General features: G+C 65.6%; 24 protein-coding genes. 13 read left to right on the top strand and 11 right to left on the bottom strand.

Translation table 11 applies throughout. The features are described from left to right. Positions 1-79: 79 nt before the first annotated feature. Genes CA606_RS16600 through CA606_RS16590 form a run of 3 tightly spaced genes read left to right on the top strand, consistent with a single transcriptional unit; the run spans position 80 to position 2,022 of the window. On the top strand, positions 80-415 hold the full coding sequence (locus CA606_RS16600; RefSeq protein WP_096053526.1) for a hypothetical protein: 336 nt from the start codon (positions 80-82) through the stop codon (positions 413-415). Continuing rightward, complete coding sequence (locus CA606_RS16595; protein ID WP_096053527.1) at positions 415-1,608, top strand: hypothetical protein; 1,194 nt, start codon at positions 415-417, stop codon at positions 1,606-1,608. Before CA606_RS16600 ends, CA606_RS16595 begins: the two co-directional genes overlap by 1 nt. A 6-nt stretch (positions 1,609-1,614) precedes the next feature. Continuing rightward, positions 1,615-2,022, top strand: coding sequence for a hypothetical protein (locus CA606_RS16590; RefSeq protein ID WP_096053528.1), 408 nt, complete (start codon positions 1,615-1,617; stop codon positions 2,020-2,022). A gap of 139 nt (positions 2,023-2,161) precedes the next feature. Here CA606_RS16590 and CA606_RS16585 read toward each other — a convergent pair whose 3' ends face one another. Continuing rightward, positions 2,162-2,329, bottom strand: a complete 168-nt coding sequence (locus CA606_RS16585) for a hypothetical protein (RefSeq protein WP_181242645.1) — start codon at positions 2,327-2,329, stop codon at positions 2,162-2,164. Positions 2,330-2,397: 68 nt separating this feature from the next. Here CA606_RS16585 and CA606_RS16580 point away from each other — a divergent pair, with 68 nt between their 5' ends. From CA606_RS16580 to CA606_RS16565, 4 genes are read left to right on the top strand one after another with little or no spacing between them, the layout of a single operon-like run. Further along, on the top strand, positions 2,398-2,778 hold the full coding sequence (locus CA606_RS16580; RefSeq protein ID WP_096053529.1) for a hypothetical protein: 381 nt from the start codon (positions 2,398-2,400) through the stop codon (positions 2,776-2,778). A gap of 3 nt (positions 2,779-2,781) precedes the next feature. Then, complete coding sequence (locus CA606_RS16575; protein WP_096053530.1) at positions 2,782-3,102, top strand: hypothetical protein; 321 nt, start codon at positions 2,782-2,784, stop codon at positions 3,100-3,102. Positions 3,103-3,151: 49 nt separating this feature from the next. Further along, positions 3,152-3,751: an N-acetylmuramidase family protein gene (locus CA606_RS16570; RefSeq protein ID WP_181242644.1), complete on the top strand. Its 600-nt coding sequence runs from the start codon at positions 3,152-3,154 to the stop codon at positions 3,749-3,751. Then, positions 3,748-4,350: a hypothetical protein gene (locus CA606_RS16565; RefSeq protein WP_096053532.1), complete on the top strand. Its 603-nt coding sequence runs from the start codon at positions 3,748-3,750 to the stop codon at positions 4,348-4,350. Before CA606_RS16570 ends, CA606_RS16565 begins: the two co-directional genes overlap by 4 nt. Before the next feature lie 338 nt (positions 4,351-4,688). On the opposite strand, the gene CA606_RS16560 is transcribed toward CA606_RS16565, so the two are convergent. From CA606_RS16560 to CA606_RS16550, 3 genes are all read right to left on the bottom strand, one after another. After that, complete coding sequence (locus CA606_RS16560) at positions 4,689-5,678, bottom strand: glycerophosphodiester phosphodiesterase family protein (protein ID WP_096053533.1); 990 nt, start codon at positions 5,676-5,678, stop codon at positions 4,689-4,691. Positions 5,679-5,907: 229 nt separating this feature from the next. Beyond that, complete coding sequence (locus CA606_RS16555) at positions 5,908-7,308, bottom strand: sensor histidine kinase (RefSeq protein WP_096053535.1); 1,401 nt, start codon at positions 7,306-7,308, stop codon at positions 5,908-5,910. Positions 7,309-7,370: 62 nt separating this feature from the next. Further along, positions 7,371-7,829 (bottom strand): Lrp/AsnC family transcriptional regulator, encoded by a 459-nt coding sequence (locus CA606_RS16550; protein ID WP_096053536.1) that lies wholly within the window; start codon positions 7,827-7,829, stop codon positions 7,371-7,373. Between the two features lie 105 nt (positions 7,830-7,934). On the opposite strand from CA606_RS16550, the gene CA606_RS16545 reads away from it, so the two are divergent. Both CA606_RS16545 and CA606_RS16540 read left to right on the top strand, forming a co-directional pair. Then, positions 7,935-9,140, top strand: a complete 1,206-nt coding sequence (locus CA606_RS16545; RefSeq protein WP_096053537.1) for a methionine gamma-lyase — start codon at positions 7,935-7,937, stop codon at positions 9,138-9,140. A 163-nt stretch (positions 9,141-9,303) separates the two neighbouring features. Beyond that, a complete protein-coding gene (locus CA606_RS16540; protein ID WP_096053538.1) occupies positions 9,304-9,657 on the top strand; it encodes a PilZ domain-containing protein in 354 nt (117 codons plus the stop codon). A gap of 83 nt (positions 9,658-9,740) precedes the next feature. On the opposite strand, the gene CA606_RS16535 is transcribed toward CA606_RS16540, so the two are convergent. Both CA606_RS16535 and CA606_RS16530 read right to left on the bottom strand, forming a co-directional pair. Further along, positions 9,741-10,172 carry a helix-turn-helix domain-containing protein gene (locus CA606_RS16535; RefSeq protein ID WP_096053539.1) on the bottom strand — a complete coding sequence of 144 codons (432 nt, stop codon included), beginning with the start codon at positions 10,170-10,172 and terminating at the stop codon, positions 9,741-9,743. Positions 10,173-10,428: 256 nt separating this feature from the next. Continuing rightward, positions 10,429-11,256: an acyl-homoserine-lactone synthase gene (locus CA606_RS16530; protein ID WP_096053540.1), complete on the bottom strand. Its 828-nt coding sequence runs from the start codon at positions 11,254-11,256 to the stop codon at positions 10,429-10,431. Positions 11,257-11,391: 135 nt separating this feature from the next. On the opposite strand from CA606_RS16530, the gene CA606_RS16525 reads away from it, so the two are divergent. Continuing rightward, positions 11,392-11,718, top strand: a complete 327-nt coding sequence (locus CA606_RS16525) for an Mpo1-like protein (protein ID WP_096053541.1) — start codon at positions 11,392-11,394, stop codon at positions 11,716-11,718. Between the two features lie 110 nt (positions 11,719-11,828). On the opposite strand, the gene CA606_RS16520 is transcribed toward CA606_RS16525, so the two are convergent. The 3 genes from CA606_RS16520 to CA606_RS16510 all read right to left on the bottom strand — a co-directional run bounded on the left by CA606_RS16520 (position 11,829) and on the right by CA606_RS16510 (position 17,294). Continuing rightward, the gene (locus CA606_RS16520; protein WP_096053542.1) at positions 11,829-12,557 is read right to left on the bottom strand and encodes a helix-turn-helix transcriptional regulator; all 729 of its coding nucleotides are present in this window, start codon (positions 12,555-12,557) and stop codon (positions 11,829-11,831) included. Positions 12,558-12,751: 194 nt separating this feature from the next. Next, positions 12,752-14,284: a response regulator gene (locus CA606_RS16515; protein ID WP_096053543.1), complete on the bottom strand. Its 1,533-nt coding sequence runs from the start codon at positions 14,282-14,284 to the stop codon at positions 12,752-12,754. Between the two features lie 178 nt (positions 14,285-14,462). Beyond that, positions 14,463-17,294 (bottom strand): TonB-dependent receptor, encoded by a 2,832-nt coding sequence (locus CA606_RS16510; RefSeq protein ID WP_096053544.1) that lies wholly within the window; start codon positions 17,292-17,294, stop codon positions 14,463-14,465. Between the two features lie 471 nt (positions 17,295-17,765). On the opposite strand from CA606_RS16510, the gene queC reads away from it, so the two are divergent. From queC to CA606_RS16495, 3 genes are all read left to right on the top strand, one after another. After that, complete coding sequence (queC, locus tag CA606_RS16505) at positions 17,766-18,494, top strand: 7-cyano-7-deazaguanine synthase QueC (protein ID WP_096053545.1); 729 nt, start codon at positions 17,766-17,768, stop codon at positions 18,492-18,494. Continuing rightward, the gene (gene queE, locus CA606_RS16500; protein ID WP_096053546.1) at positions 18,491-19,123 is read left to right on the top strand and encodes a 7-carboxy-7-deazaguanine synthase; all 633 of its coding nucleotides are present in this window, start codon (positions 18,491-18,493) and stop codon (positions 19,121-19,123) included. Before queC ends, queE begins: the two co-directional genes overlap by 4 nt. 73 nt (positions 19,124-19,196) lie before the next feature. Next, a complete protein-coding gene (locus CA606_RS16495) occupies positions 19,197-19,562 on the top strand; it encodes a 6-carboxytetrahydropterin synthase (protein WP_096053547.1) in 366 nt (121 codons plus the stop codon). A 6-nt stretch (positions 19,563-19,568) separates the two neighbouring features. On the opposite strand, the gene CA606_RS16490 is transcribed toward CA606_RS16495, so the two are convergent. Continuing rightward, entirely contained in the window at positions 19,569-19,811 is a 243-nt protein-coding gene (locus CA606_RS16490) for a hypothetical protein (protein ID WP_096053548.1), read from the bottom strand. 48 nt (positions 19,812-19,859) lie between these two features. Beyond that, complete coding sequence (locus CA606_RS16485; protein WP_096053549.1) at positions 19,860-20,402, bottom strand: response regulator; 543 nt, start codon at positions 20,400-20,402, stop codon at positions 19,860-19,862. Positions 20,403-20,466: the final 64 nt, after the last annotated feature.

Raw genomic sequence — 20,466 nt, 5'->3', positions numbered from 1 at the left:
TCAGCGCAATCGACCGCGACCAGCTCTGTTGGCCGCGTACGACCGCGCGTCCAGATGTGTAGCTAGAGGAGGAGAGTACATGTCGAAGGCGTATGTGATGCTAGTGGAGGTTGGAGTTGAGGATGCGCGCCGACATGCTCTCCCGATCAAGCGAGCGGTAGTCTGGGATGGTCAAGTCTCTGTCGGATCCACTCCTGGCGGCCTGGGCGGCTTCGTGGCTCCTGACGACTTCAAGCCCAACGGCTTGGTGCGCTACATGTGGATCGTCAAAACCGTGGATGGCGCTATCCGCGTGACCCAAGGCGCGGCGCCTAACGCTTCGACGGACCTCAAAGGTTATCGGCTCAAGGCTGACGATGTCGAGGAGTTCGCTGCGCTTGAGCCTGGCGAGACTCTCTCTCTGGTGACGATCTGATGTCCCGGCTCGGCCTTCGCCGCCTGGGCGTCGGGTCCGGCAGGCCAAGCGCGCCGGATCCGATCGCCGCGCTCTTCGCAGGCGGTGCGGGCGGGTTCGACTACAACTTCGCAAAGCTCGATCGGCTGTTCCAGGATAGCGGAGGCGTCACGGCGGCCTCGCTACTGGACGATCCGATCGGCCTCGCCCTGGACAGCGCCCAGTGGGCGGGCCGCACCCTGCAGCAGCAGGTCGCCGGCCGGCCGGGTTTGCTGATCAACCCCAGCCTCGTCCAGGAGAACTTCGTAAACTGGGCTTCGTCTGGCGGCGGCGCGGCTGAATGGGTCAGCAACGGCGTCGTGCGGCTCACGCGCTCGGGATCCAACGTGGTGCTACGACAGGCTGTGCCTGTGGTCGCCGGCCGAACCTACCGCCTAGCTGCGAGTGCGCTGCGTACCGTAGGTTCGGGCAATATGGTCGCGCTGATACGCGACACCTCGAACACCGCTCTCTCGGCCGTCCTGAATTTCAACGCCTCTGCCGCCGAGCAGGCGACGTACTGGACGGCCACGTTCACAGGCAACGTGCGTATCAGCTTCGAACGCACGACCACGGACGGCCAGGGTGAGTGCTACAGCGCATCTTTCAAGGATGTCTCCACAATCGCGGGCTCTCAAGCAGCGACATCCTACCGCCCTCGCTTCCAGGCGGACGGGGCTAAGTTCGACGCTCTCGACGATCGGCTTTTGACGACCTACTCGAGCGCGGTCGAGACGAATTGCATCGTCGCAGATGTCACGCTCCCAACCAGCTTTCCAGCTTCGACCCAGGTCATATGCGGTCGACGGACCAGCGGCGGCTCGGGACACCTGATGCTGGGCGTCAGGACAAATGGCCGGCTAGGTGGTGGGGTCGGTAATCAGGGAACAGAGACCATTGTAGGCACTACCGATCTAAGCGGGCAGCGTGTCATTGCAGGGCTGTCTTGCAATGGTTCGACCGTCCGTCTCTTCGTCAATGACGCCGAGGTCTACACCGGCGCGCAGGTCGGGTTAGCCGCTTCCGCATTCACCCTTCCGGTCGGCGGCCTCTCCACGGCGGACGCCATGAGCAACTTCTTCGGCGGCCACATCAAGCGCCTGATCGTCGCCCAGAAGTCGCTCGACCTCGCCCAGTTCCAAGCCATCCGCAACCGCATCCTCTCTGGAGCCTGACGACCTATGTCTCATCTGCCTGTCATCATGATCTGCACCGCCGCCGCCCAGACCAACATCAACCGGGTGTGGGAGGCGATGGGGCGTGGCCCCGGCACGTTCAGCCGCAAGCTGACGACCGCCCCCGCGCCGACGACCGAGAGCCCGGCCACGCACTATCTGTCGAGCGACGCCAGCACCGACCAGGCCACCGTCGCGGTCTGGCAGGGCTTCGCCGGCGGAGACCTCCCGCCGCTGCCTGAGGGTGTGGTCTGGGGCGAGAACGGGGTCATTTCGGCCGCCGACGCCATGGCCGCGATCACCGGCGCCAACCTGCAGATCTACTCGGCGTCGGGCGACGTCGAGCCGATCGACCACGCCAATGGCGTCCTCCTGGGTCGTGGCCTGAAGTGGGTTCCCGAGCCGGAAGTCTAGGTCGCCCGGCGCTCCTAGATCGGGCGGGGTGGGCGCCGCTGATCTGGCGCGGCATACTGTCAGTGCGGTCCAATTCCGGCGGATGCGGAGTACAAACAGACCGACATGACCCCGGGCGGCGGCCCGCGCCGGGGTCACCCTATTTCGCGCGCTCGATCCAGACCTTGGGCGGGATGCCGTCCTTGAAGACGATGACGTGGCGCGGGCCGATCGTCTCGATCAGCCAAACGGCCGCGCAGGCCAGCATGATCACCCAGAGCGTCGGCTCCACGTGCCGGCCTTCAGAGAAGAACTGTCGCAGCTTCATACGGCGACGGTCTCACGGCCCGACTGGGCCAACAAGTCAAAGCATCTCAGACTAAGGAGGGGCGGCCGATGGCCGACAATACGGGTGACCCAAACCTGCTTGGGGCCTTGGCCAAGCTTGCGCCCTACGCGCCAGGCGCGGCCGGGGCGGTGATGTCGATGGGGTACGGCGAGCGACTTACCATGCGGGCCAAGGCGCTCTCGCTGGCCTCCGGCGCGGCCGCCGTGGCGTGGCTGTCGCCGCTGCTCATCTTCCTGCTGAACGCCAAGTGGCCCGGCGTTGGAACGGCGGCGGCCCCGTTCATCGGCTTCGCCTGTGGGTTCCTGGGCATGGCGCTGTTCGGCGGTCTGACCCAGGCCGTCACCAAGTATGCCGGCGACCCATTCAAGCTGATCAAGTTCGAGGCGGGCGGTCTGCGCATCGGCGGCTCTGACCAGGCGGAGGGCTAAGCCATGCTGTCACAGATGCCACAGTACCTCTCCGTGGTCGCCGGCGGCCTTCTGGTCGTGGTGCTCTGTCTGTTGCTGATGGGCTGGGGGGGGCTTCTGACCCTGCTCCAGCGCATCGGGATCGCGATGTTCGCCGCGGGCTTCGTGCTCGCGGCGATCCCTCGGTTCCAGGGGCAGGCCCCCGGCTGGGGGGATGTGATCATGCTTGCGGGCCTGGCGCTCTACTTCGGTACGACCTACGCGCCGAAGATCCTCCAGCACGTCGACGGCCTGGACGGGCGGGTCGACGGCCGCATTGGCCACCGAGGCCGCGTCGATCCCTGACGCGATCTTAAGCAAGGCGAACGCCGTTCGTCTCATAGCGAGAAGCATCATGAAACTGGCAGACTTTGCGGGGCCGGCCCTACCGGTCTCCGACGACGACGTGCGCGCGGCCGCCAAGGTGCTGTGCGTCACGACGCGACACGTGCGCGCGGTTATGGCGGTCGAAAGTCGGGGGCGTGGCGTCCATCCTGAGACGCGACGCCCTATCATTTTGTTCGAGCCGCACATCTTCGCGCGGGAAACAAAGGGGCGCTTTAGCGCCACCCATCCGGACATCTCTTATGCGACCTGGGGCGGCAAGCCCTACCCCGCCACGCAGGGTCAGCGTTATGACCAGCTCGTGGCGGCGATGGCCCTTGATGAGACTGCGGCCCTGCGGTCTGCATCCTACGGTCTGTTTCAGATTATGGGCTTCAATCACCGGGCGTGCGGGCATGCCAGTGTGCAGTCGTTCGTCCGTGACATGATCCAGGGCGAGCGTGCTCAACTGCGTTGCTTCGCGCTCTTCATTGTCGCCAACCATGACATGCACGCTGCGCTCAAGGCCTCGGATTGGGCGGGCTTCGCGCGCCGCTACAACGGTCCAGGCTTCGCGCAACACGGCTACGATCAAAAGCTGAAGGCTGCGTTCGCGCAGGCCGCCGCATGATGGGGCTGGTTGAGGTTGCGGTGCGGATCGGCAAGGCGCTTACGCGATCCAAGATCGGGCGAGCCCTCCTTTTCGCCCTCGTGGCCGTGCTGACGATCGGCGGCGTGTATCAGTTCGGGCGCCAAGCCGGTGTCTCGGCCGAGCGGTCGGCGCAAGCTGATCGGATGGCCAAGGCGAGCAAAATCTCTGGTGAGGTGCGGGCCAAGGCTGGCGTCATCACGCAAGACATCCGCCGTGACGTAGCGGTCAAGACTGTCGAGATCCGGTGGCGCACCAAGACCCTAAAAGAGGAGGTCCCCGTCTATGTGCCTTTCGAGGTTGATCGCACTTTCAGCGTGCCTGTTGGCTTTGTCCGCATGCACGACGCCGCAGCTCTTGGCTCCACCCTTCCCCGATCCCCCGGTGGACCTGTCGAAGCCCCTTCCGGAGTTGCGCTCTCTACCGTCGCCGACACCGTCGTCGACAACTACGGAGCCTGCCACGTCCTCGAGGTCGAGGCGCTAGCCTGGCGCGAGTGGTACTCCCGTCAGGCGGCTCTGTACGGCGCCCACATCCAGGGCGTTTCCGCTGAGCCTCAGGGATCGGCGCTCAAGCCCTGATCTGCCGCTCCCGCAAGGTCGAGCGCACGATGAAGCCCGCCACCAAGCCCTGGTGGCGGGCTTTCTTGTTTCGGTCGGCCGGGCAACCAAGCCTAGACGGCGATCTTAAACGGGGCGCCCGGCGATGTATGAGCCATCTTGCTCCCGCCCCCCGCCACCAGGACGGACTGACTTTCCCCTCGAAAATCGGAATGCGCAGCGTGGTCCCCACGAGGATCCGCAACGGGCGTTTTTCTGGATCGCGCCGAGGGTTTCCTGGCCGTCCGTCGGCTCTAAGCTTTTGAAATGGAGCTCTTTCTATCCGATCGGATGACGTCCGTCGGATCGAAAAAGAGGCTCTAGCGCGGCGCGACGAAGGCCGCGTGCGTGGTCGAGGATGTCGAAGCCTCACCGGCGCTAGCTATGGTCACACCCTCACTCAGGCGACGGCTTTTCAGATACCCCAGAAGCTGCGCCGGGTGGTCGGTGTGGATGATGGTGACGCCCTTGTCGATAAGGCGCCCCCAGGAGGTGTCTGGGTCTCGCAAGGCGCGCCGGTCGCCCGAGAGGCCAAGAAAGCTCTTCCAGCTGCTCATGCGCAAGGTGTTGATCCACACCCGAACACGCGCGGCTCCCGCTGCGTCGCGAACCGCCGCAAAACCTCGCGATCGCAGGCCACGCGTCTCGACCGCCGGGATAGCGCGTGCGCCCGAGGCCTGTTGGGTGATGACTGCGCCCAACTGGTCCGCGTTCCGCGCGGCGCCTTCGCCCACCATCGGCATGAAGGCGACGTCTCGATAGAGAGGCTGGTCGGCGATCGGCGACATGGCCTCCTTGGCCCTGGCCTTGAACAGCACCCAGTCGCTGGCGTCCGTTGCGCGCGCGACCTCCGCAGCCTGGGCGGCGAACGGTCCCTTCAGATGCAGGGTCACCATCACGCGACCACGTGCGGCGCGGAGGAAGGCTTCCAGCGTGGGGGGCGCTTCGTCGCCGCCTTCGAGTTGGAGCGCCTGGAACTGGGCGAGCGTCAAGGTCGAGACGAGGCCGTCGCCATCGGTGGTGCGGTTCACGCTGGGGTCGTGCATGATCACCAGCGCGCCATCCTGGGTGCGGCGGACATCGGCCTCGACGATGTCGACGCCGATATCGATGCAGCGCCGCAGGGCCTCCAGAGAGTTCTCAGGCGCGGTCGACGGGAAGCCATGGGCCGGGGCCGCAGCATGGCAGCCGCGATGGGCGACGACCATGACCCCGGCGGCGGGGTCGTAAAGGCGCTGACGGAAGGTGTTGGCCCCCGCCGGCGCGGCGGCGACGAGAAACAAGGCGAGGGTCGTCGTCAGGAGGCGCATGGTCGGAAAGGTCTCCGCAGCGCCCTATGCGCGATTCATGCGACAGGGGCGCGGCGGTTTGGTCTCATTGGGATGACGCCCAAGAGCCACCTCGCTCCGTCTCGTCAGCGCCTTCTGAAACCCCCCAGCACGTTGGCCGCCGTACTCAATTGGCGCGTGGCTTGGTCGATGCGGGGCGTTTGACTTCATCGGCCCGGCCACACCCGTACGCAGGGCGTGGACAGGAGCGTCAGGCCGTCTCTGGAAGGTGCGCTTGCAGCGTGCAGCGCAGGCCGTCCGGATCATACGTCACGCTGGTCGATCCGTTCAGTTCGCCGCGCAGGCTGCGCTCGATCAGGCGCGAGCCGAAACCCTTGCGCGTGGGGGGTGTCACCGCCGGACCGCCGGTCTCGATCCAACGGCACTCCAGCGCGCGCGCCTCCGGGTCGTACGTCCAGCTCAGGCTCACACGCCCGCCGGCCGTCGATAGGGCGCCGTACTTCAGGGCGTTGGTGGCCAGTTCGTGAAAGATCAGGGCCATGGTCAGGGCGCCGCCTGGCTGGAGACGCACCGCCGGACCGGAGATGTCGACCCGCGCGCCGGCCTCGTCGAACGGACGCAGCGCGCGTTCGGCGACCTCGCGAAGGGGCGCGCCGTGCCAGCTTTCGCGGGTGAGGATGTCGTGCACGCCCGAAAGGCCCATCAGCCGGGCCTCGAACTTCTCGAAAGCCGCCGCGGGGCTCGGCTCGTTCCGCAGGGTCTGAGCGGCCATCGACTGCACCGTAGCCAAGGTGTTCTTCACCCGGTGGTTCAGCTCGTTGATCAGCAGGCGCAGCTGAGCCTGATGGTGCTGCTGTGCGCTTTCGGCCTGCTTGCGGTGGCTGATGTCCGACAGGATCACGACCATATAGGGCGGCTCGTCGACCGGGCTCACCTTGGAGACCGTCAGGTTCATCCAGAGGATCTCGCCGGGCTTGTCCCCCACGAAGCGGCGATCGGCGGCGTAGGTTTCGATTTCGCCGGCCCACAGGGCGTCGCCGTCGGCGATCGCCTGGCCAAGATCATCCGGGTGCACCAGAGCGGCTATGTGGCTTCCCAGGAGCTGCTCGCGGGGCCGGCGCAGGATGGCGCAGAAGCTGTCGTTCGCTTCGAGAAGGGTTCCGTCCTGGGCGAGCCGCGCCACGCCCATGGCGGTCTGGTCGAAGACGGCGCGGTAGCGCGCCTCGGCCGCTTCCAGCGCCCGGCGGGCCAGGACGCCGGCGGTCACCACCTCGGTGTAGAGCACGAGGCCGCCGATCTCTCCCCCATCGGTGCGCCAGGGCGCCATCGACCAGCGGATCCATTCCGTGCGCCCGCGGCGATCGACATAGGGGTCGCCGTCGTGGCGCAGCTCGACACCCTCGGCCAGGACCTGCGCGTGCAGATCACGCCACTTTTGCGGCACCTCGGGAAAGACGTCGTAATGGCGCTGGCCGATCAACGGCAGATCGGGCGGCATGTTCTGGTCGGTCAGGTAGCGGCTCGACGCCGCCAGGTAGCGCATCTGGTTGTCAAAGATGGCGATGCCGAGCGGCGCGTGCTTCAGCGCCGTCGTGACGCTGGGGGACGCGGCCATGGGGGCGCTGGACTGGGGCGGCGCTTTTTCGATCATCGCGCCGCCATCGTATCGCCTGAAGGTAAGGCTGGGATTGACGTTCGCGTGAGGCGAGCGCTTCAGCCGGCCACGGGAAAGACTCGGGTCTGCTTGACCACCCCGTAGGCGAAGCTGGTGTCGATCGACGCGATGCCGGGTATGGCGTGCAGCTTACGGCGCATGAAGTCTTCATAGGCCTCGAGGCTGTCGACGATCACGCGCAGCAGATAGTCGTCGCCGCCGGCCAGCAGGAAGCAGTCGAGGATCTGGTCGATGCGCGCCACGGCGTCCTCGAAGCCCTTGATCAGATCCTGACCATGACGATCCAGACGCACCCGGACAAAGACGGTGATCGGCAGGCCGTAGGCCTTCTGGTCCACCAGCGCCGTGTAGCCGGTGATCACGCCGTCGGCCTCGAGATTGCGCACGCGCCGCAGGCAGGGCGAGGGCGACAGGTTCACCCGCTCGGCCAGCTCCTGATTGGTGAGGCGCCCATCCTTCTGCAGTTCGCGGATGATCTGGCGGTCCTTGGCGTCCATTCACGGCTCCGAAGCAGAATCTGCCAAAATTGGTAGTCATCATAGCAGACTTCGCAATCTCAAGCGCCTTGCTCCGCGCCAAAGTGGCGTCAAAGGGAGCAGCAGATGCGCGACGACCAGACCGGCTTTTCCACGCGGGCGATCCACGCGGGCTATGACCCCGCCGACGAGCACGGCGCGCTGACCCCGCCGCTGCACCTGACCTCGACCTTCGCCTTCGAGAGCGCTGAAGCCGGCGGCGAGATGTTCGCCGGGACCCGCGAGGGACACTTCTACTCGCGCATCTCCAACCCCACGACCGACCTTCTGGAGCGCCGCCTCGCCAGCCTGGAAGGCGCTGAGGCGGCGGTCGCCACGGCCTCCGGGATGGGCGCGATCACCGCCACCTTGTGGAGTTTCCTGCGGGCCGGCGACGAGGTGATCACCGACCAGACCCTGTATGGCTGCACCTTCGCCTTCCTGCGCGATGGCCTGACCCGCTTCGGCGTGACGGTGAAGCAGGTCGACATGACCCGGCCCGAAGCGCTGGCGGCCGTCATCTCGGAGCAGACCCGGATCGTCTACTTCGAGACCCCGGCCAATCCGAACATGCGTCTTGTCGACATCGCGGCGATCACGCGGATCGCCCATGGCGCCGGCGCCAAGGTGGTGGTCGACAACACCTACGCCACCCCTTGCCTGACGCGTCCGCTGGCCTTGGGGGCCGACATCGTGGTGCACTCGGCGACCAAGTATCTGGGCGGGCATGGCGACCTGGTCGGCGGGATCGCCGCCGGTGGCGTCGAGGATATGGCCCGCGTTCGCCTCTGCGGCGTGAAGGACATGACCGGCGCGGTCATGTCGCCCTTCACCGCCTTCCTGGTCCTGCGGGGCCTCAAGACCCTATCGCTACGGATGGCCCGCCATAGCCAGAGCGCCCAGACGGTCGCGCGGTGGTTGGAGGATCATCCGGCCGTGGAGCAGGTGTTCTATCCGGGCCTGCAGAGCTTCCCGCAGCGTGATCTGGCGGCGTGCCAGATGGCCTCGGGCGGCGGCATGATGGCGTTCGAGCTGAAGGGCGGGCACACGGCGGGCGTGGCGATGATGAACCGACTGGCGCTGATCCGTCGCGCTGTGTCGCTGGGTGACGCCGAGACCCTGATCCAACACCCGGCCAGCATGACGCATTCGCCCTACACCCCCGAGGAGCGCGCCGCCGCCGGCATCGGTGAGGGCATGGTGCGTCTGTCCGTCGGCTTGGAGGACCTCGCCGACATCCTGGCCGACCTTGAGATGGCCTTGGAGCCGCTCAGGATCGTCGAACGGGTCTGAGGCGCGGGGCGGCCGTCGAGGAGGCGCTGTTTCCGCGAGCGACAAGGCTGACACCAAGCGGCGCGACGCGCGACCTCATTTTGGGTGCGCCGCGCCGTTAACCTTCACTACAAAAATCTTACTTCTGCACGGCCGATTAACTGCGTTGTGCGTTTATCGGCCCATGACGAAGCACGCGTCTGGCGCGGACCATGATCGAAGAGCGGCCGTCCGCATCCAGACCCAAAGGTCCGGCAAAATTCTCTGCGGCGACTTCGCTTGGGACTGCGTGGTCCGTGACCTTTCCAGCCAGGGCGCGCGCGTACAGATGCTGACGGGGGCCGCGCCGACGGGGCGCATCCAGCTGGTGGACCTCGACGCCGGGCTGGCGCATGACGTGACCGTCGCCTGGCAGCGCGAGCGCGAGATCGGAATGCGCATCGTCCGAACCTATGACCTACGCGGGCTGGCTCCGGCGGCCGCAGGAACCGCAAAGCGCATCTGGAAGGCGTCGCGATCGGATGTTGCGACCGGCTGAGGGGCTGTCAGTTGACAACAAAAGGGACCCCGGCCCGCCGGCCGAGGTCCCTCTGTCAAATCGTCGGATCGACGCGCAAGGCTCTAGGCCCCGTCGCGCGAGGCCTCGTCGGCCATGGCGCGGACCAAGTCGAGAACCTGGCGACGGACGCGGCCACGCGCGATGCGCGGGAACACCTCTGCGAGCTCCAGCCCTTCCGGTGTGGTGAGGAATTCCTGCACGACTTTCTCCGCCCGGAGGCTGGCGTCGTCCATCTCCACGCCGCTCATCGGATCGGCCAGTCCGTCGAAGAAGAACGATACGGGCACCTGCAAGGTCTTGGCGATCTCGTAGAGCTTGCTGGCGCTGACGCGATTGGCGCCACGCTCGTACTTCTGCACCTGTTGGAAGGTCAGCCCCAGGGAGTCGGCCAATTGCTCCTGGCTCACGCCCAGCAATTTGCGGCGCATGCGGACGCGACCGCCAACATGCAAGTCGACGGGGTTGGGGCGTCGGCCTTCAGTTTCTTCGCTCATGTTTTTTCGCCTCCAACGGTTGTCCTGGGAAAATGACACGACCGTTACGCTGGTGGAAGCGAGCCAGCCTTGGCGCGGCGTTACGTCGCGATGACGACGCTTCTCCTCCCCCGAGTTCCACGAAGCTATCGGCCGGCTCGGCGATTCGCCGCCAACCGGAGCTTGATCGGCGCTCGCCTGGCGCGAGTGATCGCGAACCGAACCCGCTGGAGCGTTTCGGGCTGATGGAGGGCGGTCGAGCCGCGCGGAACGGGCCTCAGGCGTCCAGGCGCAGCACGTCAGTTTTGCGGGACGCGCGATCGTCCCATATCCGTCGCGCTTGGCTGGTGGTGTCGTGCAGGCGAAACAGCGTTTCCGCCGCGAGGGTTTCGTCCCGCTCCGGGCCGGCGACAAGTTGGGGCGTCATGGCGCGTTTCACCTGCCGCTGAACCGCGGCCAGGTTTCCGAAAGCCATCAGGTCCAGCGCGTCGATTTCGTAGCCCACGGGCGATTCCCGGCCGATCGCTTCCAGCACCCCTTCCAGCAGATCCGTCGAGATCGCGATCTCAGACCCCGCCACCACGCCGAACGCGTAGGGGCGCGGGATCCCGACCAGTCGGGTCTCGATCGGAGAGTTGAGGATCCCAGGATAGAGCTGCATGTCGATCATGCCCACGAACCGGGTCACGCCGTTCTTTAGGGCCAGCTCGAACGCGGCGGCCCAGCATTCGAACACGCGCTGTCCACGCCCTGGCCCCTTGCGCTGTCGGTAGGCCTGGGTTGTGAAAAGGCGGGTAGCCTCCCAAACCTCGAGGCCCTTCTTGTGCGTTTCGCCGGGCGCGATCAGATCGGCGAACTTGTCAGCCAGCATGCAACGGTCGTCGGTCGGCCGCAGGCGCAGGCCGACCTCCAACTGCATGTCGTCATCGAAGCCGAGCAGATAGATGGCGCGGTGGTCGTCATAGTCGTCGATCTCTCCGCCATCGAGCACCACCAGATCCACCCAGCCGTTCTTGTCGACGCACTGACGACGGCGCTCCTCGTGCATCGCCCACAGCTGCGGGCCGTAGAGATGGCGGTTTTCGGACGTGATGATGTGGATCATGGCCTGCCCCCTGGGAACTCCAAAGGCTGGCATTAAGACGCAGCGGTCGGCCCGCCGCCGATAGGCCAAACGGCCTACGCCCGCAGGCGTGCGAGGCTCTTGCCATCCTCTGTTCCCGGAGGCAGCCTTGCCGCCATGGACAGCGCCTCGCCCAGCCCGGACACCGAACGCTACAAGAGTTTCGCGGCCTTCTACCCGTTCTACATGACCGAGCACGCCAACCCGGTCAGTCGGCGGCTGCACGTGGTGGGGACCAGCCTTGTGATCGTCTGCCTGGCCTTGGGCGCGCTTCAAGACTGGCGCTTCTTCGTCGCCGCGCCCCTGATCGGCTACGGCTTCGCCTGGATTGGCCACTTCGTTTTCGAAAAGAACCGTCCGGCGACCTTCAAGTATCCGGTCTACAGCCTGATGGGCGATTTCCGCCTGTGGTTCGAGACGGTCTCGGGGCGGCGGAAGTTCTAGCCTAGAGCCTGTCTGGTTTAGATGGAAACATCTAAACCGGATAAACAGTTTATAATTCATAGGCTTAGAGCGCGTTAGGTTTAACCGCTCACACTTAAACCTAACGCGCTCTAGAGTTTGCTCAACAGGCCCAGTTCACCCGCCTTCAGGACGGCCTCCTGCCGTTTGACCACGCCCAGACGCTTCTTGGCCGCCTCGATGTGGTGATGCACCGTGCGCGGCGAGAGCTCGAGGATGGCGCCGATCTCCCAGTCGGTCTTTCCCCGGCTGGCCCAGTAGAGGCACTGAGCCTGACGTTCGGAGATGACGCCGTAGTCCGGATTGTCGTCCTGCAGTTCCCAGTGCTTGAGCATGATGGTGCCAAACACGGTGGCCAGGCTTTCGATCACCGCGCGTGCGGTCGGGTCGGTGTCGGGCGCCTCGGTGGACATGCGGATCAGCACTTCCTGGCCGGCGGGCCCGAACACTCGGACGACGTAGCCGTCGTTCATGCCAAGGTCGGAGGCTTCGCCCCACATCGACTGCGCGCGCCCGTCGCCGAGGGGCTTGGCGTCCGTCCAGGCGAAGGAGCGGGGCGAGCGCAACAGCAGCTTTACGCAGGGATCATGGACCACGTAGCGCTGGCCCCAATATCGCTGGTCCCAGACATCGAAGTCCTGGCGGCTGAGCGTGGGCGGTTCCTTGCCGTAGTGCTCGGCGTTGACCAGCGTGGCGCAGAACTTGTCGTAGCCGAAGGCGGCGATCGCCTTGGCGAATTCCAGCTCCACCTCTTCCGCCGAGCGCAGATGAGGGGCCTGGCTCAGGAACGCCCAGGCCTGTTGTTCCGCCGTGTTCAGCACGCCCGACTCCGTACGCCGACGCCGTCAGGCTAGGACGACATCAACTGAAAGAAAACGGGGGGGTGATGGGCGCCGCAGGGCTAGAGCCCTTTAGCTTCAGATGGAATCATCTAAAGCGTTTGAAAGGGCTCTAAGTGTTTGATCTTATAGCCTGTTTATCTGGTTTAGATGGTTCCATCTAAACCAGGCAGGCTCTAGGCGGCGGCTTCGGCGCTGTCTTCGACGTCGCTGGCCAACAGGTTGTTCAGCACCAGAGCCAGGCGCTCAGGCTTGATCGGCTTCTCGACGACATCCTGCATGCCCGCGGCCAGATAGGTCTGGACGTCGGCCGGGTCGGCGTTGGCGGTCAGGGCCACGATCGGCGCCGAGCCGGAGCGACCGCCCAACTCGCGGATGGCGCGCGTCGCGGCCACACCGTCCATGCGCGGCATCTTAATGTCCATCAGGATGAGGTCGAAGCGGCCGCTACGGGCCATCTCAACCGCTTCCACGCCGTCGACGGCCTGTTCCGAGGTGCACTCGAACATGTCGCACAGCGCTTCGGCGACCATGCGATTGGTGGCGTTGTCATCGACGATGAGGATATGCGCCGAGCGGCCCCCGACGGGCTCGGGGAGGTCCTGGGTGACGGCTTCAGCGGCGGCTGGGGTCAACGCCAGGCTGAACCCGACCGTAAGGCCCGCGCCGCGATTGGCCTCGGCGACCAGTCGGCCGCCCATCGCCCGAACGACGCGGTGAGCAAGCGCGAGGCCGACGCCCAGCGCCATCTCGCTACGGTCCTGCGTACCCACAGCGCCCAGAGGATCGTTGACGCGTTGGAGCCGGTCTTGGGCGTGCCCGCCGGCGTTGTCGCGAAGCTGGCAGTCCAGCATGATCTCGCCGCCCTCGCACCGTGCGGAGGCGCGGACCTCGATCATGCCGCGTCCGGCCGAGAGCGCGTTCTCGACCAGGATGTCGATCACCTGCAACAGGCGCTCGCCGTCGATCTCAACGCCGCACTCAGGATCGCCGTCGTAGGAGACCAGAAGGGTGGAGCCGCCTTCACTGGCCCGGCTGGCCCAGCGCGCTTCGACGGCGTCGGCGAAATCCCGTAGCCGCGTCGGGGCGGGGCTCATCGTGAGGCCGCCATTGATCGCGCGATTGAGGTCCACGGCGCGTCCGACCGTTTCGCCCATGTCGCGGCTGGTGTCGCCGATGGCTCGGACGAAGGCGGCGGCGTCCGGCGTCAGGCGTTGCTGCTCAAGGCGTTCGGTGATGGCCAGCACACCGTCAAGATGCGCGCCGATGTCGACGGCCATCCGCTCGACCATGGCCATGGCGTCGCTCGCCTCGCGCTGGCGGCGTCGGTGAGAGGCCAGCAGCGACGCAAGCCCGCCCACGCCGGCGTAGCGTCCTTCGGCGTCGACCGCGACGTAGGCGGTGCGGAAGATCGGGGTGGGGCTGTCGGCGAGCGCGTTGACGAAGGTGTTGGGGTCGGTGCCGACGGGCACCGTGCGGGGCTTGGCGTCCATGATCTCGGTGATCGGACGATTGGCCAGAGCGGGGCCCGCGACCCGCATCATGCCTTGCAGAACGTCTCGGTAGACCAGGCCCAAAGGCGAGCCGTCGTCGACCACGGCCAGCGCGGCGATGGTCGGATCGGCGTCGAACATCGCCGCCACGGTCGCGCTCGGCGTGGCCGGCGCGATGGGCGCGAGGTGTTCGATCAGACGGGAAAGCGTTTCCATACGGCGCTTCGTCAACGGCTTGGGGCTTGCAACTTGCCTTGCTCGCCCTTGCGGAGTCGTTAAGCGGGCGTCGCTCTCATCGCGGTGATGCCTTGAGGCAGGCTCGATTGTGGGCCAGGGCGCGAAAAAGGGACGGCGGATGATCCGCCGTCCCTCCTTCGGTTTCTCGTCTTCGGGTCTACCAGGACTTGGTGATCGCGATCCCGTAGAGGCGAGGCTCGGCGGTGATCACGTTGGTGAACAGGCCTGAGCTGTCATCGGTGGTGTAGGCGTCGACGATCGGCGTCTTGTTGCCGATGTTCTTGACATAGGCGTCGATGGAGACACCCCACTCGGGCTTTTCGACCTTCAGGGTGATGTTGCCGTTGTCCCAGGACTTCAGCTGGTCGTAGGTGGTGTTGTAGACGCGGGCGAACTGCTTGCTCTGGCGGTAGTAGTCGCCGCGCAGCGTCGCCGACCAGCCGCCGGACAGCTCGAACGTGTACTGAGCGCCCACCGAGGTGGTCCAGTGCGGGGAGTTGGGCAGCTCATTGCCGGAAAGATCGGCCGCCGTGCCTTCGATCGAGAAGCCCGAGCCGTAGGTGTAGAGCCCGACCCCGTTGGCGAGGAACGCCGCCGTGGCCGCCGGAAGACCCGCGCCGCCGGCTGCGGCCGGAGCCGCCAGGAAGCCCTGATAGGCGGCCGCGCCGGAGCAGGCGAAGGGCAAGGTCGCCCCCGCGCCGGCGCCGAGGATCGTGGCGACGCCGGCGGTGCTGAGCACGCAGTTGGCGCCGACCGACGAGGCGTTCGGACCAACCTTCACCACCGTATAGGCCGCGTTCGACTGGGTGCGGTTCATGGTGTCGATCGAGCTGACGCCGGCGCCGATCTTCGTCTTCAGGTAACCGACGTTGGCGTTCAGGCGCAGGTTGCGGACCGGCGACCAGATGGACTCCAGTTCGAAGCCGTGGACCTTGGCGTCGACGTTCTCGTTCACCGACGTGCGGTTCACGATCTTCGAGATCTGGTACCCCTTGTAGTCGTACGAGAAGGCGGTCGCGTTGAAGAGCAGGCTGCCGCCCAGCATCGTGTTCTTGGTGCCGACTTCGATCGCGTTGACGAACTCCGGATCGAAGGTCTGCTGGATGCCGATCGAGTTGGCCGGCACGCCGGGGTTGATGCCGCCGCCCTTATAGCCCTTCGAATAGAAGGCGTAGATCAGGGTGTCGTCGGTGAAGCCGAGGCGGGCCTTGTAGTCGAAGCCGGCGCGACCGGTCGTCTCGTTGAAGCGCGCGCGCTGGTCGGGGTTCGCCGGGTTCAAGGTCAGGCCATAGCCGGGCGCCAGAAGCACGGTCGAGTAGTTCTTGACCGCCTTCTTGTCGCGAGTCTGGCGCAGGCCCAGGGTGAACTTCAGGTCGTCGTTGACCTGATAGTACACCTCGCCCAGCAGCGCGTCCGAGACCAGATTATAGGGCGTGCGGTTCAAATAGTAGTTGTGGCCGTCGCCGGTCGGATCGGCCGAGGTGTCAATCCCGATGCAGCGGGCGGTGGTCGCCGGATTACAGTTGGGATTGCCCGTGTTCGAGAAGTTCAGCGCCAGCGACGACAGCGTCAGCGAGTTACCGATCACATAGTAGTCGGTCAGCGTCCGGTAGGTGAAGTGGATGCCGCCGACCGTGAAGTTCAGCGGGCCGTCGAACGCCGACTGCAGGCGGAACTCCTGGCTGAACTGCTCAGAGCGGCCCGACGAGACGTCGATGGTGGTGAACTTGTTGGTCCGCCCGACTTGCGGGTCGGTGAAGAAGCCGCCCGGCGTGAAGGGCGTGTTGTTGAACGGCACCGTCGCGACGTTGCGGTTGTAGTCCTGCTTGGTCCAGACGTCGCCCTTGCCGTACGAGGTCATCGCCGTGAAGGTCAGCTCGTCGGTGATGTCGTAGTTCAGGGTGAACTGGTAGGTGTTGGACTTCGACTGGTAGATCGGATCCAGCGCGGTTTCGATCTCGCGCAGATTGGTCGAGGTGGTGTCGCCGGCGTTCACGTCACCCGAGGTGAAGCCGAAGATATTGCCGAGCAGGCCCGTCAGAGAGCCCGAGGTGTTCAGCGTGCCGTAGGCGGCCGGGGTGTAGAGCGAGGCGGAGACGCAGCCCTGGGTCAGGAAGACGCGGGACGCGCCGGTGGGCACGCCGCCCACCGTAGCCGGGCCGTTATCCTTGGTGCAGAGCTGCTTGCCGGTGCGGGCGCGGCTGTCGTCCTCGTGGAACCGTTCCCAGAGGAAGTTGGTGCGTAGCTTCTCGGTGGGATTGAACATCACCTGGACGCGGGTCGAGTACAGATCCCGGTCGTCGACCTTGTGGCCATTGAAGGTGTTGGTGACGAAGCCATCGCGCTTCAGGGTGGTGCCGGCGAGGCGCACGGCCAGCTTGTCGCCGAAGATCGGCACGTTCACCATGCCGCGGAGCTTCATCGAGTTGAAGTTGCCGTATTCGGCGCGCACGTTCGCCTCGAACATGTCGGTCGGCTTGGCGGTGATCACGTTGACCACGCCGCCGGTGGCGTTGCGCCCGTACAGCGTGCCTTGCGGACCGCGCAGCACCTCGACGCGCTCGACGTCGTAGAACTCGGCTTCGAACAGATTGCCCGATTGCTGAGGGGCGTTGTTCATGTGGACGCCGACGCCTTGGTCGGCCGAAGCGCCGACAGCCTTGGCGCCGATGCCGCGGATCTGGAAGTTGAAGCTGTTGGTGAAGTTGCTCTTGGCGAAGGTGACGTTCGGAATCGCCAGCTGCAGGTTGGGGCCGCCGTCGATCTTCTGGGCTTCCAGAGTGTCCTGGCTGAAGGCCGAAACCGCGATCGGCACGTCCTGAAGCGCTTCTTCCTTCTTCTGGGCGGTGACGACCAGTTCTTCGATGACAGTGGTGTTCTGTTGAGCGGGCCTGGCCTGCTTGGCGAACGCGGGGACAGCGAAGCCGGAGATCGCGACCGCCGAAGCGCCCATGACTAACAGGCTCCGCATACGCAGAGTTTGCGACATTGAATTCCCTCCCTGAACGCAAGCGGCGCCTTATGGGTGGAGCCTGCGAGCGTCGATGTTTCCTCGGCGCCGTACTATTTTCACCGCGTGGGCGTACGGCGAGCCCCTCGCAGCATTCAGAGATTGCATACTTGCGTTTGAGGGCTGTCAACTGGCCAGAACGTAAGTGAACAGCGATAGGTTACGCCTTTTCACTTTCCTGGGGGTCATGTTCTCCTGGCGCGGGTAAGTTTCCGCGCGATTAGAAGGATCGGTTTGTGATTTCCCTTGCGGAAGTTTCCGGTCCGATCTCGAAATTGGTCCATTCAGAACGGGCTCTGGTGTTATTTCGTGGGCGAAAGAGTTCATTTCTTTTCGTGAGCTGAGTATCCACCGAGTCGCGAGGCTGTGCGGGGGGCGGTTCCGGGGGCGGCTCGGCTCGTGTAGAGGAGGGGCCATGTTTCCCCTTTCCATGGACATCGAGAGGCCCGCATGAGCCCCCGTGAGCGCCAAGCGGCCCTGGTTCTGTTCTCCGGCGGCCAGGACAGCAGCGTTTGCCTGGCCTGGGCCCTGGAGCGCTATGATCGCGTCGAGACCGTCGGCTTCGACTACGGTCAGCGTCACGCCATCGAGATGCAGGCGCGTCAGGCGGTGCGGCGCGAGATCGCGGCGCGCTTCCCGGACTGGGCTGGACGGCTCGGCGAAGACCACGTTCTGGACATCCGCAGTTTCGGCGCGGTGGCGCAGTCGGCGCTGACTGCAGATCGCGCCATCGAGATGACCGAGCGGGGGCTGCCCTCGACCTTCGTGCCGGGGCGCAACCTCGTGTTCCTGACCTACGCGGCGGCCCTGGCCGACCGGCGGGGGATCGACCATCTGGTGGGCGGCATGTGCGAGACTGACTTCTCCGGCTATCCCGACTGCAGGCGGGCCACGCTGGACGCGATGCAGGCCGCGCTGAACCTGGGCATGGACCGCGACTTTCGCATCGAGACGCCGCTGATGTGGCTGACCAAGGCCCAGACCTGGGGTCTCTCCAAACAATTGGGCGGTGAAGATCTGGTCGGGCTGATCGTCGAGGAAAGCCATACCTGCTACCAAGGCGAACGCGGCGAGCTGCATGCCTGGGGCCACGGATGCGGCACATGCCCTGCGTGCGAGTTGCGCGAGAAGGGCTATGTCGAATGGGACGCGGCGGGCCGCGAGGCGCTGGCCCAATGACCTATTCGGTCAAGGAGATCTTCCTCACCTTGCAGGGCGAGGGCGGGCAGGCGGGCAAGGCCGCTGTGTTCTGCCGGTTCTCGGGCTGCAATCTCTGGAGCGGCCGTGAGCAGGACCGCGCCAAGGCGGTCTGCACCTTCTGCGACACCGACTTCGTGGGAACCGACGGCGAGAACGGCGGCAAGTTCGCGACCGCCGAGGATCTGGCGGCGGCGGTCGAGGCTCAGTGGACCGGTGGCCCGGACGATCGCCTGGTGGTCTGCACCGGCGGCGAGCCTTTCCTGCAACTGGACGCGGGCGCCATCGCCGCGCTGCACGCGCGCGGCTTCCAGATCGCGGTCGAGACCAACGGCACAATCCAGGCGCCGGCCGGGGTCGACTGGATCTGCGTCAGCCCCAAGGCCGATGCGCCTGTCGTTCAGACCTCGGGCCAAGAGCTGAAGCTCGTTTTCCCGCAGGAAAAGGCCATGCCCGAACGGTTCGCGGACCTGGATTTCGAGCGGTTCTACCTGCAGCCGATGGACGGTCCGGACCGCGACGTAAACACGCAATTGGCCGTGGCCTATTGCCTTTCGCACCCACAATGGCGTTTAAGCGTCCAAACGCACAAATATCTCGGCCTGCCCTGACGGATAAGGCGCTCGACTTGGTGACAGGGTCGTTGCGCTAGAGCCTCCCAGGCCTAGTCAAAAGAAGTCACTGATGAAGCCCGTCTTCGAGATCACGAAGGCCGCGTTTTTCGACGCGGCTCACTATATCGAGCAAGGTCCGTCGGACCATCGCTATCGCCGTCTGCACGGTCATTCGTTCAAGGTCGAGGCCAGCGTGCGCGGCGAGATGCTGGACGCGGGCTGGGTGGCCGATCTGGATACGCTGGACGTCGCCCTCAAGGCTGTCGCGGCCGAGTTGGATCACGGCCTGTTGAATGACAAGGCTGGCCTGGAGGTCCCGACTCTGGAGCGCCTGTGCCTTTACTTCGCCGAGCGATTGAAGACGCGCTTTCCCGGGCTGTCGCGGATCGTGCTCTCGCGCCCGACGATCGGCGAGACCTGCTCGCTGGCGCTCTAGAGAGACCTACTCTTCTTCGTCGCGGCGCTCGGCCAGATCGTTCTTGTCGCCGTCGCCCGGGATGATCGCTTTCCCTGTGGCGACCACGGCCTTGCCCCCGACCTTGGCCGCGCCGCCGACAACCGCGCCGGTGACGCCGATCGCCGTGCCAGCGACCGTGCCCACGGCCGCAGCGGCCAGGCATCCGGTTTGAGTGAGGGAAAGACCCCCCAGGACGAGAGCGATCGGGACGAGGCGGCGGAGGGTCATGGCGGAGCTCGTAAAGCGCTGTTCACCATCTTGTAGACCCGCAAAGGTTTACAGTCTGCGTGTCGGATGGCCGCGTTCGGAATCCAGGTCGTCAAGATAGAACGGGCTGGCGTCCTCGGCGCGGCGCCGGGGACCCTGATAGCGCGGATCGTCGCGGCGGCGGCGATCGGGGCCGAAGTAGTCTCCGGCCCGGACGAAGGGGCGCGGGTTCTCGATCAGCAGGGTCAGGCGGTGCACCAGCCCGCGCGCGGTGATCGGCTTGGCGAGGAACTCATTGACCCCCGCGTCGCGGGCTTCGCGAACCCGACGCTCGGTCGAGTGGCCGGTGATCATCACGATCGGGCAGAACGGGTTGGGGCTGTCGGGCGACCGGCGCAGCAGGTGCACGAACTCGACTCCGTCGAGGCCGCTCATCGACAGGTCCGTCAACACCACATCGATATGGGTCGAGCGCATTGTGGTCAGCGCTTCGGCGCCGTCCGCCGCTTCATGGATATAGCGTACGCCGATCGCACGAAGCATCTCGATCAGCAGAATGCGCATGTGCTGGTTGTCTTCAACCAGCAGAATTTTAAGGAGGTCGAACCGCACGCCAAGCCTCCCCGCCGCCGCGCACCCTGCAATCTATGCGAGCGTAATCCGCTGCAATCGTTTA

Source organism: Caulobacter vibrioides (assembly GCF_002310375.3).
Lineage (GTDB): Bacteria > Pseudomonadota > Alphaproteobacteria > Caulobacterales > Caulobacteraceae > Caulobacter > Caulobacter vibrioides_D.
This window is presented reverse-complemented; position numbering and strand designations above follow the sequence as displayed.

Coding starts and splice junctions, on each gene's coding strand:
- CA606_RS16600 (WP_096053526.1), top strand. CDS start 80: ATGTCGAAGGCGTATGTGATGCTAGTGGAGGTTGGAGTTGAGGATGCG.
- CA606_RS16595 (WP_096053527.1), top strand. CDS start 415: ATGTCCCGGCTCGGCCTTCGCCGCCTGGGCGTCGGGTCCGGCAGGCCA.
- CA606_RS16590 (WP_096053528.1), top strand. CDS start 1,615: ATGTCTCATCTGCCTGTCATCATGATCTGCACCGCCGCCGCCCAGACC.
- CA606_RS16585 (WP_181242645.1), bottom strand. CDS start 2,329: ATGAAGCTGCGACAGTTCTTCTCTGAAGGCCGGCACGTGGAGCCGACG.
- CA606_RS16580 (WP_096053529.1), top strand. CDS start 2,398: ATGGCCGACAATACGGGTGACCCAAACCTGCTTGGGGCCTTGGCCAAG.
- CA606_RS16575 (WP_096053530.1), top strand. CDS start 2,782: ATGCTGTCACAGATGCCACAGTACCTCTCCGTGGTCGCCGGCGGCCTT.
- CA606_RS16570 (WP_181242644.1), top strand. CDS start 3,152: ATGAAACTGGCAGACTTTGCGGGGCCGGCCCTACCGGTCTCCGACGAC.
- CA606_RS16565 (WP_096053532.1), top strand. CDS start 3,748: ATGATGGGGCTGGTTGAGGTTGCGGTGCGGATCGGCAAGGCGCTTACG.
- CA606_RS16560 (WP_096053533.1), bottom strand. CDS start 5,678: ATGCGCCTCCTGACGACGACCCTCGCCTTGTTTCTCGTCGCCGCCGCG.
- CA606_RS16555 (WP_096053535.1), bottom strand. CDS start 7,308: ATGATCGAAAAAGCGCCGCCCCAGTCCAGCGCCCCCATGGCCGCGTCC.
- CA606_RS16550 (WP_096053536.1), bottom strand. CDS start 7,829: ATGGACGCCAAGGACCGCCAGATCATCCGCGAACTGCAGAAGGATGGG.
- CA606_RS16545 (WP_096053537.1), top strand. CDS start 7,935: ATGCGCGACGACCAGACCGGCTTTTCCACGCGGGCGATCCACGCGGGC.
- CA606_RS16540 (WP_096053538.1), top strand. CDS start 9,304: ATGACGAAGCACGCGTCTGGCGCGGACCATGATCGAAGAGCGGCCGTC.
- CA606_RS16535 (WP_096053539.1), bottom strand. CDS start 10,172: ATGAGCGAAGAAACTGAAGGCCGACGCCCCAACCCCGTCGACTTGCAT.
- CA606_RS16530 (WP_096053540.1), bottom strand. CDS start 11,256: ATGATCCACATCATCACGTCCGAAAACCGCCATCTCTACGGCCCGCAG.
- CA606_RS16525 (WP_096053541.1), top strand. CDS start 11,392: ATGGACAGCGCCTCGCCCAGCCCGGACACCGAACGCTACAAGAGTTTC.
- CA606_RS16515 (WP_096053543.1), bottom strand. CDS start 14,284: ATGGAAACGCTTTCCCGTCTGATCGAACACCTCGCGCCCATCGCGCCG.
- CA606_RS16510 (WP_096053544.1), bottom strand. CDS start 17,294: ATGTCGCAAACTCTGCGTATGCGGAGCCTGTTAGTCATGGGCGCTTCG.
- queC (WP_096053545.1), top strand. CDS start 17,766: ATGAGCCCCCGTGAGCGCCAAGCGGCCCTGGTTCTGTTCTCCGGCGGC.
- queE (WP_096053546.1), top strand. CDS start 18,491: ATGACCTATTCGGTCAAGGAGATCTTCCTCACCTTGCAGGGCGAGGGC.
- CA606_RS16495 (WP_096053547.1), top strand. CDS start 19,197: ATGAAGCCCGTCTTCGAGATCACGAAGGCCGCGTTTTTCGACGCGGCT.
- CA606_RS16490 (WP_096053548.1), bottom strand. CDS start 19,811: ATGACCCTCCGCCGCCTCGTCCCGATCGCTCTCGTCCTGGGGGGTCTT.